Origin of the sequence: Roseovarius conchicola (assembly GCF_041403425.1) — a bacterium.
Taxonomy (GTDB): domain Bacteria; phylum Pseudomonadota; class Alphaproteobacteria; order Rhodobacterales; family Rhodobacteraceae; genus Roseovarius; species Roseovarius conchicola.
Window position 1 is genome coordinate 539,752 of sequence record NZ_JBGEHK010000002.1, and the last position, 12,997, is coordinate 552,748.

Here is a 12,997-nt window from a genome sequence, read left to right on the forward strand (position 1 = left end):
GCGCTCCTTGTTCTTAGGCGGCTTGCCTCACGCTAGGGGGCGATGGGGTTTCGATCAAGCGCGCAGGGCTCACAGCAGCTTGCTGTAATCCGGCGCACTGTCCAGCCGCACACCTGCCGCCCGGATCGCCTCCATCGACGCGAGGCTTTTGGCGTCCGGGCCGGGGCCGGGCTGGCGCAGGATGACCCGTGTGATCCGCCCGGGATGGCGCTGGATCGCGTGCAGATAGACATGCGCATCATGTTGACTGGTATCACCGATCAGGACAAAGGGCAGATCAGGGTTGGCGGCCAGGATCGTGTCAATCGCCGCCCCCTTGTGATCGCCATGGGTGCCAGTGACGAATTGCGTGCTGGAGATCCCCAGGTCGCGCAGGAACATCGGCCCCATGACAAGCCCGTGTCGCCGGAAAATCTGTTGCAGGAAATCGAACAGGTTCCACGGGGACGAACTGACATAAAACACAGGGTTCCTGTCGTCATGCAGCTTCTGCATCAGTGCGACCGCATCAGGGAACACCCGCCGCGTCAGGGCGTTGCCCGTCATCGACGTCCACAGGTTGCGGGCCAGCGAATAGGCCCCGGTTTCCAGCATCGTATCGTCAATGTCCGAGATCACGCCATACTCGGCCCCCGGCAAGGCGCGATAGACCGGCAGCGACACAGGCGGCACGTCGGGACGCGCGGGCAGATGCACATCGACATGGGTCGCGATGGCGGTCGCATCGCTGATCACAAGGGTGAAATAGCCTTCCTCATCGCTGATCGCCTCGATGCCCCCATCGACCGTCGCCACCCGCACCTGTGCCACTTCCGAGGTCAGGAACAGCGACAGCATCTCGCGCAGATTATCGAACCAGCCACGGTTGTCTTTCGGCGTGCCCCGGCGTAACTCGCTCAGGACACGGCCGCGCAGAATCACGCCCTCGGGTGTTTCATAGCCGTCATAGGGCTCGATCACCTGTGTGCCCGCCTGACGACGGCGATGCGTCAACCGGTCGAACCGCTTTTCAATCGGGTGCAACAGGGCGGCAAGGGAAGACTTGACTGACATCACCCCTCCAACGCTTTGCTCAGGCGTTTGTTCCAGATGTTGCGGGGCTTAGCCGGGTGACATCCCCCGCAACCGCTCGGACCGGCGGCGCAGCAATTCGACCGTTGTCAGCAAGGCAATCGACATCACCACGAGGATCGTCGCCACCGCCAGAATGGTGGGCGAGATTTGTTCGCGCAGGCCGGTGAACATCTGCCACGGCAGGGTCTTCTGAGAGGCCGAACCGACGAATAGCACCACGACCACCTCGTCAAACGAGGTGATGAAGGCGAACAACCCGCCCGAGATCACGCCCGGCAGGATCAGCGGCATTTGCACCCGGAAGAAGGTGGTCACCGGGTCCGCGCCCATATTGGCCGCCGCCCGTGTCAGCGAGCGATCAAAACCCACCAGGGTGGCTGTCACCGTGATGATCACGAAGGGAATGCCCAGCACTGCGTGAGCCAGGATCACCTTGATATACCCCACGAAGTTCTTGCTAAGGCCAACAGTGCCCTCAAGGAAATTGCCGATATCCGAATAGAAGAAGAACATGCCGGTGGCCGAGATGATCAGTGGCACGATCATCGGTGAAATCAGGACCGCCATGATCGCGCGCCGTCCGGGCACATGGGATTGCGACAGGCCGATGGCGGCCAGCGTGCCCAGTGTCACCGAAATAATCGTCGCGATTGGGGCAATGATCAGCGAGTTCTTAAAGCTGCGCTGCCATTCATTATTGGTGAAAAAGTCCTGGTAATGCTTGAGCGAATAGCCCTCGGGATCAAACCGCAGCATTTCCGGCGTGAAGGTAAAGAAGTCCTGCGCATTGAAACTCAGCCACATGACCGGCACCAGCGGCGAAACCAGGAAGAAGAAGATCAGCCCGCAAATGATCCGGAAACCATAGTGCCACAGCACCTGTCCCGGTGTCAGATAGGGCAGCAACCGGGCGCGGTATCGCCCTTCATAGAGCCAGTAGATGAACCACCAGAAGAACAGCCCGAAGATGATGCCAAGCACGATGCCGGGAATGCCGCCAAGGAAGAAACACAGCACAATGGCAATCGCCAGAGAGACCCAGCGGGCCATCGCCTCGTTCTTCAGCACATTGATATAGACCCAGGCCATCCCGGCGGTCAGCACCGCGCCGCCGACCATACCCATCAGGCCCGAGCCGTTGGCCGTGCCAAAGAACAGGCCCACAAAGGCGCCCGCGGCGGCCACGATGGGAAGAACCAGGGATTGCGGTTTACGTGAAATCGGAGTGAGTGCAGCCATATCCGTTACCCCAGCTTCACGTTATCAATGCCGACGATCTTGTCGTAACACCAGTAGAGCAACAGCACGACCGCCAGCAGGATCGCCCCCAAAGCGGCCGCGAGGCCCCAGTTGAGCGAGCTGGAAATGTGGTACGCGATCCGGTTCGAAATGAACACGCCCTTGGTGCCGCCGACGATTTCCGGCGTGATGTAATAGCCGATCGACAGGATGAAGACGAGGATCGACCCCGCGCCGATCCCGGGGACCGATTGTGGGAAATAGACCCGCCAGAAAGCCGTCCAGTTGGTGGCTCCCATCGATTTCGCCGCCCGCAGATAGGTGGGCGGAATGGTCTGCATCACCGAATACATCGGCAGGATCATGAAAGGCAGAAGGATGTGGGTCATCGCGATGATCGTGCCGGCCTGGTTGTTGATCATGACCAGCCGGTTGGCATCGCCCAGAACACCCAGCCAGACCAGGATGTCGTTGATCACCCCCTGTTGTTGCAACAACACTTTCCACGCCGAGGTGCGCACCAACAGCGATGTCCAGAACGGAAGCAGCACCAATATCATCAACAGATTGGCCGTGCGCATCGGCAGGTTTGCCAGAATCCAGGCAATCGGATAGCCCAGCAGAATACAGGACCCGGTGATGATCAGTGACATGATCAGGGTGCGGATAAACAGCTGGATCAGGATCTTCTTGTTCTCGGGTTGCGCCACGGCCCCTTCGGGCGAACGCTGCATATCAATGGCGTTCAGGAAATACCCGTTGGTGATGCGCGGGGAATGCGTCTTGATCTGGCGCCAGGTTTCCACCTCGCCCCAATCCTTGTCGATCTCGATCAGCTTGTCCTTGAACGGGGCATCGGCCACCGGGTCCAGCTTCTTGATCTGTCGGCCCGATTTGCGAAACAGCGAGGACATGCCCGTGCTTTCGTAATTCAGCCGGGTGCCAAGGCGGGTGTGTTTCTTCTCCTCAATCGCAATGATCATGTCCGCGACAAAGGCGGCGTAAAGCGATTCAGGCGGCAATTCGCCCGCCTCGGAATCCCATGCCTTCAGCTCAACCACGGTCAGTGGCAGCGTGTCGGCGACCATATCGTTCTCGACCGAGCGGAACAGCATCACCGCGATCGGCCAGATGAAGGACAAAAGAACAAACAGCAGAAGTGGGGCAATCAACAGCATTGCCCGCATTTTTTGTTGGCGCAAGGCGCGTGACAGGCTGCGTTTCAGCGGCGTACCGTCGGCGGCCAAGACCGGGCCGGATTGTGTTGCATCACTCATCTGCGGTCCCCTCGACCAATATGATCACGCTGTCGGCGGTGCGCCTGCGGATCTCGGCCACCTTCTGGTAGTCCGGATCATCATACGCGGCCTTCGCCGCGGCGTAGCTGGGAAATTCAATCACCACATGACGATTCAGGGTCTCGCCCTCGACCGTCTCGGATTGCCCGCCCCGGACAACAAAGCGACCGCCAAGCCCCAGCAGGATAGGCGTGTCCTTGTCGATGTACTCCTGATAGGCCTCAGGATCGTTCACCGTGATATGTCCGATAATATAGCCCTTGGGCATGATGTGGTTTCGTCCCTGTCAGTGTGGTGCGGGCCATACATGCAGCCCGCACTCAATGATGTCGGGCGCGCGAGATACCCGCGCGCCCGAATGGCGATTACTGTGCCAACCACGCCTGGAATTTGGCGTCGATGTCATCGCGGTAATCGGCCCAGAACTCGTAGTTATAAAGGAACGTGTTCTTGGCGTTTTCCGGATCGGTCGGCATGTGCGGTGCCATGTCGATGCCCAGATCTGCGTGCTGACCAACCAGCGGTGCCGACGAGGCGCGCGCGGGGCCATAGCTGATCCACTTGGCCTGATCCGCCAGACGCTGCGTGTCGGTGGCGAAGTAGATGTAGTCCAGCGCGCGCTTGGTGCGCTCTTCGCTCAGACCGGTCGGGATGATCCAGCCGTCAAGGTCGAACACCTGCGCGTCCCACAGCATGGCGACGGGCTGGTTCTGCTCTTCGATCACGCTGAACAGACGGCCATTATAGGTCGAGCCCATAACAACTTCGCCATCGGCCAGCAGTTGCGGCGTGTCGGCACCGGCAGACCACCAGATCACGTCGTCCTTGATGGTGTCCAGCTTGGCAAGGGCTTGATCCTGACCCTCAGAGGTGGCCAGAACGTCATAGACGTCTTCCTTGGCAACACCGTCACACAGCAGGGCCCATTCCATGTTGTTGATCGGGCGCTTTTCCAGGCTGCGTTTGCCGGGATAGGTTTCGGTGTCAAAGACGGCGCAGACCTCGGTCGGAGGTGTGTCGCCCACCATATCGGTGCGATAACCGAACGTGGTCGAGTACACGATCTGCGGGATAAAGCAGTCGCTGACCAGCAGGTCGCCGAAATCTTCCGAGGCGGACGTGCCATCAGGCGCGGGTGCCAGCATGGTGTCAGGGTCGATTTCCATCGCCAGGCCTTCGTCGCACAGGCGGATCGCGTCTGCGGCGACCACGTCAACCACATCCCATGTGACGTTGCCGGCTTCGTTCATCGCACGCAGCTTGGCCACGGCTTCGGCGGCGCTGTCATCATTGATGATGGTAACGCCGGTCTTTTCCATATAGGGCTCGTGGTAAGCATTCACCTGCGATTTGGTATATGCGCCACCCCATGACACGATGGTCATTTCATCAGCGGCCACAGCACCTGCGGCGACCGTCAGGGCGGTTGTGGCCAGCAGTGTTTTTGTCAGTTTCATGTTTGGTCTCCCAATTGTTGTCCCGTTTTTGAGTGGTTCGGGCTTTGCGCTACGGGTCGGAGCAACAAGGCCTCGTTTAACTCGCCTGCCAGGGCAGGCGAATGCTGTTAATCCTAGACCGCGTCCAGCGCGCGGCAATCCTCGGGCAGCCAACCGATCTCGATATGCTCGCCGGGTTTCAGGCGGGTCTGATCGGGGGCGTTGCGCGATTTGATGATGAAATCGTCATTCCCGGCCACGCGCAGCCGCGTGCGGAAGATGTCACCCATATAGATGAATTCCAACACCTCGGCCTTCACCGTGTGGGTGCCTTCTTTCAGGCGCGATTTGTCAAATTCCACCCGCTCGGGGCGGATCGACACCAGCGTGCGCTCGCCCGGCTGGCTGACATTGACAGGTTTGCAGTCGATCAGCTCGCCATCGTCCAGCTCGACCAGCGCAATCTCGCCGTTGATCTCTTTCACGGTGCCTTCCAGCGTGTTGTTCTCGCCGATGAACTGCGCCACGAAACTGTTCTGCGGGCTTTCATACAGCTCGTCGGGTGGATCAATCTGCTGAATGCGGCCATCGTCAAACACGGCAACACGGTCTGACATGGTCAGCGCCTCGGTTTGGTCGTGGGTCACGTAGACCGTGGTGATGCCCAGGTTATGGGCCAGGTCGGTGATCTCGAACTGCATCTTTTCGCGCAATTGTTTGTCCAATGCGCCCAGCGGTTCGTCCATCAGAACCAGTTCCGGCTCAAACACCAGCGCACGGGCCAGCGCGATCCGCTGCTGCTGTCCACCGGACAGCTGCGCGGGACGGCGGCCCCCGAAATCGCCCATCTCCACCATATCAAGCGCGCGCTTCACTTTTCCCTCGCGCTCGGACTTGCCGATCTTGCGCACTTCCAGCGGGAAGGACAGGTTCTCGGCCACCGTCATATGGGGAAACAGGGCGTAGTTCTGGAACACCATGCCGATGCCGCGCTTATGCGGGGGGATGTTGTTGATACTCACCCCGTCCAGCAGGATTTTGCCGTGGGTGGCCGTTTCAAACCCGGCCAGCATCATCAGGCAGGTCGTCTTGCCCGAGCCCGAGGGCCCCAGCATGGTCAGGAATTCACCCTTGGGTATGTCAAGATTGAGATCTTTGACGACAAGAACTTCACCGTCATAGCTTTTCTGCACACGTTCAAAAGCGACGAACGCGTCGTTGGAATTGGTTTCTGCCAAAGCAGGCTCCCCGTTTATGTGTCGCAGATTGATCTGCGTTCGGCCCGGAATAGACCGTGAATTCTCATACGATGCAAGAAGAGTCGTCGGGATCGGTCCCGATTCCCTGTTTTGCGCCTGTGAATGCAGCGCCCCCGCCGCTTTGGCGTTGATAAAACGGCAGAAAAAAGGTGCGAATCGGTTGGCATCAGAGAATCGATTGAACCGCCTTTTGTGTCTTGCCCACCACCTCATCGGCTTCGGCTCTGGTCAGGCAGAACGGTGGCGCAAACCCCAGGATATCGCCCTGTGGCATGGCCCGCCCGATAACACCCTCCGCAGCCAATGCGGCGGCGATCTGTGGGCCGACCTTTTCACTTGCGTCAAAAAAGCTGCGCGTCTCGCGGTCCTTTACAAACTCGACCGCGCACAGCATCCCCTCCCCCCGGATATCACCCACATGGGCGTGCTCGCCCAACGCCTCCGTCATCGCCGCGTTTAGGTAATGGCCCACCTCCTTGGCGTTCTCAATCAGGTTCAGGTCATTCAGAAGGGTCAGATTCGCCACCCCGGCAGCGGCCCCGATGGGGTGCGCGGAGTAGGTCCAGCCATGGCCAATCGGGCCGTTCTCATCCGTGCCTTGTTCCAGAACCGCCCACATCTTCTCGCTCACAATCGAGCCGGATAGCGGCGCATAGGCGCTGGTCAGCCCCTTGGCGATGGTGATCAGGTCCGGCTTCAGCCCGTAATGATCCGAGCCAAACATCGTGCCCAGTCGCCCAAAGCCCGTCACCACCTCATCGGCGATCAGCAGGATATCGTGCTTCTCAAGCACGTCCTGAATGGCGGGCCAATAGCCCTCTGGCGGGGGCACCAGGCCGCCCGTGCCCAAAACCGGCTCGCCAATAAACGCGGCAATCGTATCCGCGCCTTCCCGTTCAATCAGTGCCTCCAATTCGGCCACGCAATGGGCCACGAACTCTGCCTCGCTCTGGTCCAGATCGGCCCGGCGGAAGTAATAGGGCGCCTCGGTATGGATCACCTGCGCCAGCGGCAGATCGAATTTCTTGTGAAACAGCTCCAGCCCGGTCAGCGACCCGGTCACCAGCCCCGAGCCGTGATAGCCCCGCCACCGGCTGATGACCTTCTTCTTTTCGGGCCGACCAAGGATGTTGTTGTAATACCAGATCAGCTTGACGTTGGTCTCGTTCGCATCACTGCCCGACAGGCCGAAATAAACCTTGCTCATGTGATCCGGTGCGCGGTCCAGAATCATCTTCGCCAGGGTGATGCTGGCCTCCGTCCCGTGGCCCACATAGGCATGGTAATAGGCCAGTTCCTTGGCCTGCTTGGCAATCGCCTCGGCAATCTCGGGGCGGCCATAGCCGACGTTTACACAGTAAAGCCCGGCAAACGCATCCAGCAGCCGGTTGCCATCGCGATCTTCGATATGGCAATTCGTGCCCCCGGTGATGATCCGCTGGGCCAGCTCGCCGCGGGCGAACTCGGCCAGATGCGTGGAGGGATGAAAGAAATTCTCGCGATCCCATTCATCCAGTCGGTCGTTTTTCAGCATGGGCAACTCTCTTGCTTCGTGGCCGATACCCTATCGGTCAATCTGGCTGAAATACTTCCCAAGTTATTTCTGATGCGATAGAAAATGGATAATTTAGTCCGCTATGGTAGAGAAATTAGAATGGATCAGTTTGATCGCCGAATCCTTGAACTGCTTCAGAAGGACTGTCGTGCGACCGCAGAAGCGATTGCGCAGAAGGTAGCCCTGTCCCCGGCCGCCGTTCACAAACGCCTGCGCAAACTGCGCGACAGTGGCAGCATCACCGCCGAAGTCGCCATCCTTGAGCCCGAGGCTTTCGGCTATCCCATGCGCGTGATTGTCGAGGTGACGCTGGAACGCGAAAGCCTGCATGAACTTGAGGCGTTCAAGGCCGAGATGCGCGCCTCTCCCAATGTGCAGCAATGCTATTACACGACCGGGGATGCCGACTTTATTCTGCTGGTGCTGGTCAAGGACATCGCTGAATACCAACGTTTTACACACAGGTACTTTTTTGAAAGCAAGTTCATCCGGCGCTTTCAAAGCAATATCGTGATGGACGTGGTCAAGACCGGGATGACCGTTCCGCTGGAATGATCCGACCGAGTGCCCGATGTCCAAAAGCGACGTGCAACGGCGCGAATGTTGGGGCAATCTGGGGGCAAACCGGCTCTCTTGAATGAAGCCACCCCAATTAAAGAGATCAACATGTCCGATAAAGACCTGCCCTTTTCCCAATCCGAATTTGACCGCCGTCTGGTCAAGACCCGGGCCGCGATGGCCGAGGCCGGGATCGACCTGCTCTTTGTCACCGATCCGTCCAATCAGGCGTGGCTGACCGCCTATGACGGCTGGTCCTTCTATGTGCATCAGGGGGTTTTGGTGTCCATGGACGGGTCGCCGATCTGGTGGGGGCGCTACATGGACATGCTGGGCGGGCGGCGCACCTGCTGGATGGGCGATGAGCATATCCTGGGGTATGGCGATCACTATGTGCAATCGACCGTGCGCCACCCGATGCAGGATCTGGCCGGGCATATCCGGGCGCGCGGGTTTGAAAATGCGCGCATCGGTGTCGAGATGGAGAATTACTATTACTCCGCCAAGGCCCACGCGGTTCTGACCGCCGAACTGCCCCAGGCAAAGTTCCAGGATGCCACCGCTTTGGTGAACTGGCAGCGGCTGATCAAATCGGACGAGGAAATCGCTTTCATCCGCAAGGCGGCCCGCATTTCAGAAAAAGTGGTGCAAACCGCAATTGATCGCGCCGCGCCGGGGGTGCGCAAAAATGATCTGGTCGCCGATATTTTCCACGCCGGGATCACCGGGGTCGATGACATCTGGGGCGACTATCCGGCGATCCTGCCGCTGACGCCCTCAGGCGAGGATGCCACCGCCGCGCATCTGACGTGGAACGGCGCCCCGATGAAAACGGGCGAGGCGACGTTCTTTGAACTCTCCGGCGTCTATCGCCGCTATCACGCACCGCTCTGCCGGACGGTTTTCCTTGGCACGCCTCCTGCAGATATGCTGGAGGCCGAAAAGGCTCAGATTGAGGGGATCGAGGCCGGGCTGGACGCCGCCCGCGCGGGCAACCGCACCTGTGATATTGCCAATGCGTTCATGGAGGTTCTGGCCAAACACGGGATCAAACGCGAAGGGCGCATGGGCTATCCCATCGGCCTCAGCTACCCCCCCGATTGGGGCGAACGCACCGCCTCGATCCGTACCGAGGACGAAACCGTTCTGGAACCCGGCATGGTGTTCCATTTCATGCCCGCGCTTTGGATGGACAGCTGGGGGTTGGAGACGACCGAGACGATCCTGATCACTGAAGACGGCCCGGCACAGGCGTTTTGCGATATGCCCCGCAAACTGTTTGTGAAGGATTAGAGCGATGGCCCGGGGCCTGCGGCCTGTTAACCGGGCTGGGCGCTTATCCTTTGGCCGCTTTCGTGGCCTCCCAATCGGCGCGTGAAAGGGTGTAGCTGAAGTAATCATCCTCCCGCCCGGTCCCCAGATCCAGCCGACCTTCAAACACCTTCCTGGCCCCCAGTTTCAAGGTCGCCTTTTGCGAGCGGATGTTGTCCGGGCCAATATCCAGCCAGACCTCGTCATACTGCTCCAATGCGTGATCCAGCATCAGTGTCTTCATCTCGAAATTCGTAACCCCGCCCCAATAGGCGGGCATCAGAAAAGTGTATCCGATGGCAATCGTACCGGGCCGCGTCGGCGGCTGGTAATAGCGTGAACACCCGATCACCATGTCCTTGGCCTTGTCGATCACAACCAGCGTGCCCTGACTGGCCAGCAGGATGTCAAAGTACGGATCGAAAACGGCCCGTTCATGCCGGTTCTTGACTGGATGCCCGGCCCATGTGGCCGGATCGCTGGCCGCCATGGCAAGGGCCTCGCGATCCTCGGCGCGCAGCGGGCGCAACCGGAGTGTCGCGCCCTCCAGCTCGGGTTGGGCATCAAAGCCCATCAGCTGGCGGCTTTCATCAGCCCCTCATCCGTCAGGCGTTTATGGGTGGCATCCAGCGCCCGCATTGCCCGCTCGGCCAGCGTGTCCACTTCGTCCCTGGTGATGACAAGCGGAGGGGAAATCACCATCCGGTCGCCCACGGCGCGCATGATCAGGTTGTTGGCAAAACACGCGTCGCGGCAAATCGCGCCAACGGTGCCGGCCTCGGCCGCAAACTTGGCGCGGCTTTCCTTATGCGGGGTAAGTGCAAGAGAGCCCATCAACCCCACAATTGTCGTCTCGCCCACCAGCGGATGATCGTTCAGCGTCGCCCATTTCTCGGCCAGATAGGGCCCGGTTTCGATACCCGCGCATTCGACAATGCCGTCTTCGTCCAGAATGTGAAGGTTTTCCAGCGCCACGGCACAGGCCACCGGATGGCCCGAATAGGTATAGCCATGGGCAAACTCGCAATTGTCGATCACGCTGGCCATTTCATCGGTGATCACCGACGCGCCGATGGGCTGATACCCACTGCTGAGGCCCTTGGCGATGGTCATGATGTCGGGTGTGATGTCAAAGGTCTGGCTGCCGAACCAATTGCCGGTCCGGCCGAACCCACAGATCACCTCGTCGGCGATCAGAAGGACGTCATGCTCTTTGCAGATACGCTGAATCTCGGGCCAATAGGTCGCCGGCGGAATGATCACACCACCCGCCCCCTGAATGGGTTCGGCAATAAACGCCCCCACACGATCCGCGCCCAGCTGCTCAATCGCCTCTTCCAGTGCACGGGCACGCTGCAGGCCAAACTCGTCGGGGCTCATATCGCCGCCCTCACCCCACCAATAGGGCTGATCAATATGGTGAATATCCGGGATCGGCAGCCCGCCTTGTGCGTGCATCGCCGCCATTCCACCAAGCGAGGCACTGCCCACGGATGACCCGTGATAAGCGTTCTTGCGGCTGATGATGATGTTCTTCTCCGGCTGTCCCTTTTCCTGCCAATAGGTGCGCACCAGGCGGATATTGGTGTCATTGGCCTCTGACCCGGAACTGGCGAAAAACACATGGTTCAGATCGCCCGGTGTCAGTTCGGCAATGCGCGCGGCCAGCGCGATGCCGGGCACATGGGTGGTCTGGAAGAACGTGTTGTAATAGGGCAGCTCGGCCATCTGGCGCGCGGCAGCCTCGGCCAGCTCGGTGCGCCCATAGCCCAGGTTCACACACCACAGGCCCGCCATCGCATCCAGAAACTGGTTGCCCTCGCTGTCGGTCAGCGTGGTGCCTTGCGCGCGGGTGATAACGCGTGCGCCTTTCGCGGCCAGATCGGCCCCATGGGTGAAGGGATGCAAATGATGCGCGGCGTCCAGTGCCTGCAATTCGGCGGTGGGCATGTGGTTGGTGATCATGGCCATGGGGCGACCCTTTCTGACAGGATGGAAAAGGCCGGTTTTGGCCCATGCGCGCAGAATATGATCAAATTATTGAGGGGTCAATCGAAGCCTGCGGGTTTCTCAAATCTCACTGCGGCTGTGCGCCCATTACGGTCATCCCCCCGCGCGCCTTGCCGGAACGCCCGCTTTGTCCGGCAAAGCCTTCATCTGGCTTTTATCGTAACTTCGGCGGCGTAAAAGTCAGCTTTGAGCCCTTTGCGGTCGTCGCTGTTCTGCGCCCAGCCGGTTAACAGCCGCGCAGCGGCCCGGCCATCGTCAGCCCCTCCCTTGGGCTGGCGATTACTCTGACACAGGCGCTGCTTTCGTTCTGTGGATGTGTTTTGCAACCATAAAGCGCCTCGAAGCAAATGGTGGGTCGCCACCCCAGGGGCTGACGTTGGCCTCCGGTGGCTGGTGCATGGCGAATGTCCGCTTCGTCCCGCAAAGCAGCCATTCCTGCCTGACCTAAAGGCCGCTTACCCCTCCAGCGAGTGACGCACCTGTTCCATCCCTTGAATCACATCCTCGCGGATCGCGCGGGCTGCGCCTTCGGCATCGCGGGCATGCATGGCCTCAAGCATGTCCTTGTGTTTGTCGGGCAGGTTCTGGGTGCCCATCCGCCCACAAACCACCCGCAAAGACGGGCCAAAGCGCAGCCACAACCCTTCGGCAAGGTCGGCCAGGATCGGGGCGTCGGCGATGCGATAGATATGTTGGTGAAAACGGTAGTTCAGCTCAAGATAAGCCCGCAGATCCCCGGTTGAAATGGCATTATCCAGATCCTGGTCCAGCGCGGTCAGCTGATCCAGGTCCTCAAGGCTGGCGCGCTGCGTGGCGCGCAGTGTCAGATGCGGGTCAAGCCATTGCCGCGCCAGAATAAGCTCGCTGATATTGTCCGCACTCAGAACCGGCACACTAACCCGGCGATTGCCCTGAAATTCCAGCGCCCCTTCCGAGATCAGCCGCCGGATCGCCTCGCGCACGGGCGTCATGCCCGCCCCCAGCCTGTCGGTCAGCCCCTGGATCGTCACGGCCTGTCCCGGGGCCAGATCGCCAAACAGCACCAGATTGCGCAGCTGCCTGTAAATCAACTCGTGGGCGGGCAGGCGATGGGGCTGTGGATCGGGGGTGTCTGAGGCGTGTGCGGCTTCGGCCATATGGGGCGGTCCCTCCGGTAGGTGATATCTGTGCACGGCAACTCTAACGGCTGCGCGGCTTCATTACCATATTGCCATGTTTTGAAAGTTTTGATCAAATCCACGCATTGATCTGTGATCC

At 59.8% G+C, this 12,997-nt stretch carries 13 protein-coding genes; 3 read left to right on the plus strand and 10 right to left on the minus strand.

The features are described 5' to 3' along the window. Positions 1-69: 69 nt before the first annotated feature. The 7 genes from V6N02_RS08510 to V6N02_RS08540 form a co-directional block, all read right to left on the minus strand. On the minus strand, positions 70-1,053 hold the full coding sequence (locus V6N02_RS08510) for a phosphatase domain-containing protein (protein WP_371225104.1): 984 nt from the start codon (positions 1,051-1,053) through the stop codon (positions 70-72). 48 nt (positions 1,054-1,101) lie between these two features. Beyond that, a complete protein-coding gene (locus V6N02_RS08515; protein ID WP_371225105.1) occupies positions 1,102-2,313 on the minus strand; it encodes an ABC transporter permease in 1,212 nt (403 codons plus the stop codon). Positions 2,314-2,318: 5 nt separating this feature from the next. After that, positions 2,319-3,590, minus strand: a complete 1,272-nt coding sequence (locus V6N02_RS08520; RefSeq protein WP_371225106.1) for an ABC transporter permease — start codon at positions 3,588-3,590, stop codon at positions 2,319-2,321. Then, the gene (locus V6N02_RS08525; RefSeq protein ID WP_371225107.1) at positions 3,583-3,879 is read right to left on the minus strand and encodes a DUF1330 domain-containing protein; all 297 of its coding nucleotides are present in this window, start codon (positions 3,877-3,879) and stop codon (positions 3,583-3,585) included. The genes V6N02_RS08520 and V6N02_RS08525 overlap by 8 nt, the downstream gene beginning before the upstream one ends. A gap of 97 nt (positions 3,880-3,976) precedes the next feature. Continuing rightward, on the minus strand, positions 3,977-5,068 hold the full coding sequence (locus V6N02_RS08530) for an extracellular solute-binding protein (RefSeq protein WP_371225108.1): 1,092 nt from the start codon (positions 5,066-5,068) through the stop codon (positions 3,977-3,979). Between the two features lie 113 nt (positions 5,069-5,181). Next, positions 5,182-6,285: an ABC transporter ATP-binding protein gene (locus tag V6N02_RS08535; protein ID WP_371225109.1), complete on the minus strand. Its 1,104-nt coding sequence runs from the start codon at positions 6,283-6,285 to the stop codon at positions 5,182-5,184. Between the two features lie 187 nt (positions 6,286-6,472). Further along, a complete protein-coding gene (locus V6N02_RS08540) occupies positions 6,473-7,840 on the minus strand; it encodes an aspartate aminotransferase family protein (protein ID WP_371225111.1) in 1,368 nt (455 codons plus the stop codon). 120 nt (positions 7,841-7,960) lie between these two features. Between V6N02_RS08540 and V6N02_RS08545 the strand changes: the two genes are divergently transcribed. Both V6N02_RS08545 and V6N02_RS08550 read left to right on the plus strand, forming a co-directional pair. Beyond that, complete coding sequence (locus V6N02_RS08545; RefSeq protein WP_371225112.1) at positions 7,961-8,416, plus strand: Lrp/AsnC family transcriptional regulator; 456 nt, start codon at positions 7,961-7,963, stop codon at positions 8,414-8,416. 111 nt (positions 8,417-8,527) lie between these two features. Continuing rightward, the gene (locus V6N02_RS08550; protein WP_371225113.1) at positions 8,528-9,712 is read left to right on the plus strand and encodes a M24 family metallopeptidase; all 1,185 of its coding nucleotides are present in this window, start codon (positions 8,528-8,530) and stop codon (positions 9,710-9,712) included. 43 nt (positions 9,713-9,755) lie between these two features. On the opposite strand, the gene V6N02_RS08555 is transcribed toward V6N02_RS08550, so the two are convergent. Together V6N02_RS08555 and V6N02_RS08560 are read right to left on the minus strand one after the other, a co-directional pair. After that, a complete protein-coding gene (locus V6N02_RS08555) occupies positions 9,756-10,304 on the minus strand; it encodes a GNAT family N-acetyltransferase (RefSeq protein ID WP_371225114.1) in 549 nt (182 codons plus the stop codon). After that, positions 10,304-11,701 (minus strand): aspartate aminotransferase family protein, encoded by a 1,398-nt coding sequence (locus V6N02_RS08560; protein WP_371225115.1) that lies wholly within the window; start codon positions 11,699-11,701, stop codon positions 10,304-10,306. Before V6N02_RS08560 ends, V6N02_RS08555 begins: the two co-directional genes overlap by 1 nt. Positions 11,702-11,745: 44 nt before the next feature. Here V6N02_RS08560 and V6N02_RS08565 point away from each other — a divergent pair, with 44 nt between their 5' ends. After that, positions 11,746-11,970: a hypothetical protein gene (locus tag V6N02_RS08565; protein WP_371225116.1), complete on the plus strand. Its 225-nt coding sequence runs from the start codon at positions 11,746-11,748 to the stop codon at positions 11,968-11,970. Positions 11,971-12,195: 225 nt separating this feature from the next. Here the strand turns inward: V6N02_RS08565 and V6N02_RS08570 are convergent, their stop codons facing one another. Further along, positions 12,196-12,876 carry a GntR family transcriptional regulator gene (locus V6N02_RS08570; protein WP_371225117.1) on the minus strand — a complete coding sequence of 227 codons (681 nt, stop codon included), beginning with the start codon at positions 12,874-12,876 and terminating at the stop codon, positions 12,196-12,198. Between the last annotated feature and the right edge of the window lie 121 nt (positions 12,877-12,997).

Excerpts from the sequence above, each read along its gene's own strand:
- V6N02_RS08570 (WP_371225117.1), bottom strand. The coding sequence starts at position 12,876 with ATGGCCGAAGCCGCACACGCCTCAGACACCCCCGATCCACAGCCCCAT.
- V6N02_RS08545 (WP_371225112.1), top strand. The coding sequence starts at position 7,961 with ATGGATCAGTTTGATCGCCGAATCCTTGAACTGCTTCAGAAGGACTGT.
- V6N02_RS08520 (WP_371225106.1), bottom strand. The coding sequence starts at position 3,590 with ATGAGTGATGCAACACAATCCGGCCCGGTCTTGGCCGCCGACGGTACG.
- V6N02_RS08510 (WP_371225104.1), bottom strand. The coding sequence starts at position 1,053 with ATGTCAGTCAAGTCTTCCCTTGCCGCCCTGTTGCACCCGATTGAAAAG.
- V6N02_RS08525 (WP_371225107.1), bottom strand. The coding sequence starts at position 3,879 with ATGCCCAAGGGCTATATTATCGGACATATCACGGTGAACGATCCTGAG.
- V6N02_RS08560 (WP_371225115.1), bottom strand. The coding sequence starts at position 11,701 with ATGGCCATGATCACCAACCACATGCCCACCGCCGAATTGCAGGCACTG.
- V6N02_RS08540 (WP_371225111.1), bottom strand. The coding sequence starts at position 7,840 with ATGCTGAAAAACGACCGACTGGATGAATGGGATCGCGAGAATTTCTTT.
- V6N02_RS08530 (WP_371225108.1), bottom strand. The coding sequence starts at position 5,068 with ATGAAACTGACAAAAACACTGCTGGCCACAACCGCCCTGACGGTCGCC.
- V6N02_RS08565 (WP_371225116.1), top strand. The coding sequence starts at position 11,746 with ATGCGCGCAGAATATGATCAAATTATTGAGGGGTCAATCGAAGCCTGC.
- V6N02_RS08555 (WP_371225114.1), bottom strand. The coding sequence starts at position 10,304 with ATGGGCTTTGATGCCCAACCCGAGCTGGAGGGCGCGACACTCCGGTTG.
- V6N02_RS08515 (WP_371225105.1), bottom strand. The coding sequence starts at position 2,313 with ATGGCTGCACTCACTCCGATTTCACGTAAACCGCAATCCCTGGTTCTT.
- V6N02_RS08550 (WP_371225113.1), top strand. The coding sequence starts at position 8,528 with ATGTCCGATAAAGACCTGCCCTTTTCCCAATCCGAATTTGACCGCCGT.